The 3,605-nt window shown below is 73.0% G+C and carries 4 protein-coding genes; 2 read left to right on the top strand and 2 right to left on the bottom strand.

Features of this window, described 5'->3' with window-relative positions:
• Positions 1-608, bottom strand: a 608-nt coding sequence (locus EYA84_RS28700) for an alanine racemase (protein WP_201272512.1), incomplete at its 3' end; no start/stop codon positions are given.
• Positions 609-871: 263 nt separating this feature from the next.
• Here EYA84_RS28700 and EYA84_RS28695 point away from each other — a divergent pair.
• Both EYA84_RS28695 and EYA84_RS28690 read left to right on the top strand, forming a co-directional pair.
• Positions 872-2,062 carry an aspartate aminotransferase family protein gene (locus EYA84_RS28695; RefSeq protein ID WP_161595062.1) on the top strand — a complete coding sequence of 397 codons (1,191 nt, stop codon included), beginning with the start codon at positions 872-874 and terminating at the stop codon, positions 2,060-2,062.
• Positions 2,059-2,997 (top strand): phosphotriesterase, encoded by a 939-nt coding sequence (locus EYA84_RS28690; RefSeq protein ID WP_131057089.1) that lies wholly within the window; start codon positions 2,059-2,061, stop codon positions 2,995-2,997. Before EYA84_RS28695 ends, EYA84_RS28690 begins: the two co-directional genes overlap by 4 nt.
• Before the next feature lie 30 nt (positions 2,998-3,027).
• Here EYA84_RS28690 and EYA84_RS28685 read toward each other — a convergent pair.
• Positions 3,028-3,605: SDR family NAD(P)-dependent oxidoreductase (locus EYA84_RS28685; protein ID WP_131057087.1), on the bottom strand; the 578-nt coding region annotated here is incomplete at its 5' end.

Below are 3,605 nucleotides of genomic sequence, written 5' to 3'. Positions count from 1 at the left end.
GCCTCGGACTGGGCGGTCCGGGCCAGGTGGGCGGCGTCGCGGGCGGCGTAGGCGTGGCCGGCGTGGGTGAACACCCCGGCGATCCGCAGGCCGGGCCGACCGGTGACCAGGTCCGCCAGGTCGGCGGCATCGTCCGGCTCCACGCCGCAGCGCCCGAGGCCGCTGTCGACCTCGATCAGCACCTCGATCTCGACGCCGGCGCGGATGGCGGCACCGCTGAGCACCTCGGCGCCGGCCGGGCTGTCCAGCCCGACGAGCATCCGCGCCGGGGTGGTCGTCGAGAGCGCCACCAGGCGGTCCGCCTTCACGGCGGTGACCACCGGGTAGGCGAGCAGGTAGTCGGCCGCGCCGGCCGGACGCAGCGCGTCGAGTTCGTCCAGCTTGGACACGGTGAGTCCGGTGGCCCCGGTGGCGAGCTGCCGGCGGGCTATCTCCACGGTCTTGTGGGTCTTGGCGTGCGGACGCAGCGCCAGCCCGTCCCGGTCGGCGATCTCGGCGCCCCGACGCAGGTTGGCGTCGAGCCGGGGGACCTCCACCAGTGGCGCGGGGGTGTCGAGATCGGCCAGTCGGCGGGGTACGCGGGTCGAGGTACTCGCTGCGGCGCTCACGCTGGTCGGGCTCCCCTCGTCGGGTGGTTCCGGGCCCTTGTCCGACGGTCCTTGAGGCCCTACTGTGACGTCAGACGCTGTGACTACGAATGCACAGTAGGGTTGAGGCGGGAGGCTGTCAACGGATGGGCGCCGGGACTCGGATCGCAGACTGGATCACCACCGAAAGGTCCACATTTGAAGAGCGTACGCCCGCATCGGCGGCCCTCTTCCGACGCGCTAGCCAGGTCCTTCCGGGCGGCGACACACGCTATTCACTGGCGATGAATCCGTATCCCGTTTACGTGGAACGCGCCGCCGGGACACGTCTGGAGGACGCCGACGGTCACCGGCTGCTCGACCTGATCTACAACGCGACGTCGCTGATCCACGGCCACGTCCACCCGCAGGTCACCGAGGCCATCCGGGACCAGGCCGGCCGGGCCACCGCCGTGCTCGCCCCCAACACGGTGCAGATCGACCTCGCCGAGGAGCTGTGCGCCCGGGTGCCCTCGCTGGACCGGCTGCGGTTCACCAACTCCGGCACCGAGGCCACCATGATGATGATCAAGACGGCCCGGGCGTACACCGGTCGTGACCTCGTGCTGAAGATGGACGGCTCGTACCACGGCACCTTCGACGGCATGGAGATCAACGCGGCGACCCCCGGCTCCGAACGCGGCGCGCCGTACACCGCCGGGGTGCCGGCGAACCTCGCCGACAACGTGGTCATCGGGTCGTTCAACGACACCGACGGCGTGGTCTCGCTGATCGAGCGGTACGCCGACCGGCTGGCCGCCGTCATCGTCACCCCGATGGCCTCCATCGCCACCTGGGTCCCGCCGGCACCCGGCTTCCTCGAGGCCGTCCGGGCAGCCGCCACGGCCCACGGTGTGCTCCTGCTCTTCGACGAGGTCATCGCGTTCCGGGTGGCACCCGGGGGCGCGCAGCAGCGCTACGGCGTCACCCCGGACCTCACCGCCTACGGCAAGGTGATCGGCGGCGGCATGCCGGTCGGCGCGTACGGCGGACGGGTCGACGTGATGGCGGTGACCGACGCGGCCGGTGGGCCCCGGCTGGCACACGCCGGCACGTTCAACGGCAATCCGGTGACCGCCGCCGCAGGGCTGGCCACGCTGCGGCTGCTCGACGCCGACGCGTACCCGCGCCTGGAACGGCTCGGTGAGCGGTTCGCCACCCGGCTCCGGGGCGCCTTCGCCGACCTGGACCTGGCACTGGAGGTACGCCAGGTCGGTTCGCTGGTCAGCGTCGCCACCACCGAGCGCACCCCGGCGGCCTGGGGTGAGGTCAACGCCGCGATGCGGCTCGCCCTGCTCAACCGGGGGGTGTGCGGCTGGGGGGTGTTCGCGTTGCCGACCGTCTTCGACGACGCCGAGATCGACGAGGCGGTCGAGATCATCCACGACGCGCTGCGGGTTCCGGCGGCGGCGCTGCACGAGGTGCCGGTCGGATGAGCGCGGGACGGATCGTCACCGTGCTGGGCGAGATCGACCCGGCCACGCTCGGCACCACGCTGATGCACGAGCACCTCTACATCCGGCTCTGGGAGATCCCCGGCCGTTTCGACGTCGCCGGCCTGCCCGACGACGACGACCTGCTCGTCGAGGAGCTGACCGCCTTCACCGCACAGGGCGGCAACGCCCTGGTGGAGCTGACCGTGCCCGGCATCGGGCGGGAACCGGCACGGATGGCGGCGCTGGCCCGCCGCACCGGCCTGCACATCGTGATGGGCTGTGGGTGGTACCGGCAGCCCTACTACCCCGCCGCCGAGGACGTCGACCGGCGCAGCGTCGACCAGCTCGCCGACCGGCTGGTCGAGGAGATCCGGCACGGTGCCGACGGGACCGGCGTACGCCCCGGCATCATCGGCGAGATCGGCGCGGACAAGTCGTGGATCTCCGCCCAGGAGGAGCGCTGCCACCGGGCGGCGGCCCGGGCCAGTCGACGGACCGGGCTGGCGATCGCCACCCACTCCGTCGGCAGCGACGTCGGCCTGCACGCCCTCGACCTGTTCGAGGAGGAGGGCGTCGCGCCGGACCGGGTGGTGATCGGCCACGCCGACAGTCATCCGTCGCTCGCCTTCTATCGCACCGCGCTGGACCGGGGCGCCTGGCTGTCCTTCGACAACCTGGGCGCCTTCCCTCCGGCGTACACGGAACGGATCCTGGACGCCGTCGCGACCCTGCTCGGCGAGGGACACCACCGGATCGTGCTCTCCCAGGACGTGTGCAAGCGGGACATGTTCGCGCTGTTCGGCGGCAACGGGTACGGCTACGTGCTGGGCAGTGTCCTGCCGGGCCTGCGCGCCCGGGGTGTCGCCGAGGAGCAGTTGCACCGGCTGACCGTGGAGAACCCCCGCGAGGTGCTCACCGTGGCGGCGGTCGACTAAGAGCGGCACCCGTCCCGTGCGCGGGGCGGGTCACCCGCCCTGTTGCGCCCGACGCCACCGGGCACCGCCGTCGAGCACCACCACGGTGCCGTTGCCGGCGGTGCCGGTGACCAGCTCGACGGCGGCCCGCGCCACCTCGTCCACGTCCACCTCCGCCGCGCCACCGGCGGCCGACCCGCCGGAGTGCCGGGACGCCCACGGGGTGTCCATCCAGCCCGGCGCGATCGCGCTGACCGCGACTCCGGGCGGGGCGACGGCGGCGAGCCCCTGGGTGAAGGCGACCAGCGCCGACTTCGACACGGCGTACGGCAGGCTGCTGCCGGCCGGGTCGAAGGCCGACGTCGACGCCACGTTGAGCACCCGGCCCCAGCCGGTGCGACCCATCGCCGCGAACGTCGCCCGGCAGAGCGCCACCGGGGCGAGCAGGTTGACCCGCAGCAGCGACTCCCACACCTCGTCGTCGGCGGCGTCCAGGTCGTCGAAGGGGATGAAGCGGGTGGTGGCCGCGTTGTTGACCAGGATCTCGACCGGACCGAGGGCCGCCGTCACCGCGTCGACCAGGCGGGGCGCGGCGGCCCGGTCGGACAGGTCGGCGCCGACGCTGTCTC

Source organism: Verrucosispora sp. SN26_14.1 (assembly GCF_004307965.1).
Taxonomy (GTDB): Bacteria; Actinomycetota; Actinomycetes; order Mycobacteriales; family Micromonosporaceae; genus Micromonospora.
This window is presented reverse-complemented; position numbering and strand designations above follow the sequence as displayed.

What these genes read in the sequence shown, in the direction of transcription:
- EYA84_RS28695 (WP_161595062.1), top strand. Translation starts at nt 872, where the DNA reads ATGAATCCGTATCCCGTTTACGTGGAACGCGCCGCCGGGACACGTCTG.
- EYA84_RS28690 (WP_131057089.1), top strand. Translation starts at nt 2,059, where the DNA reads ATGAGCGCGGGACGGATCGTCACCGTGCTGGGCGAGATCGACCCGGCC.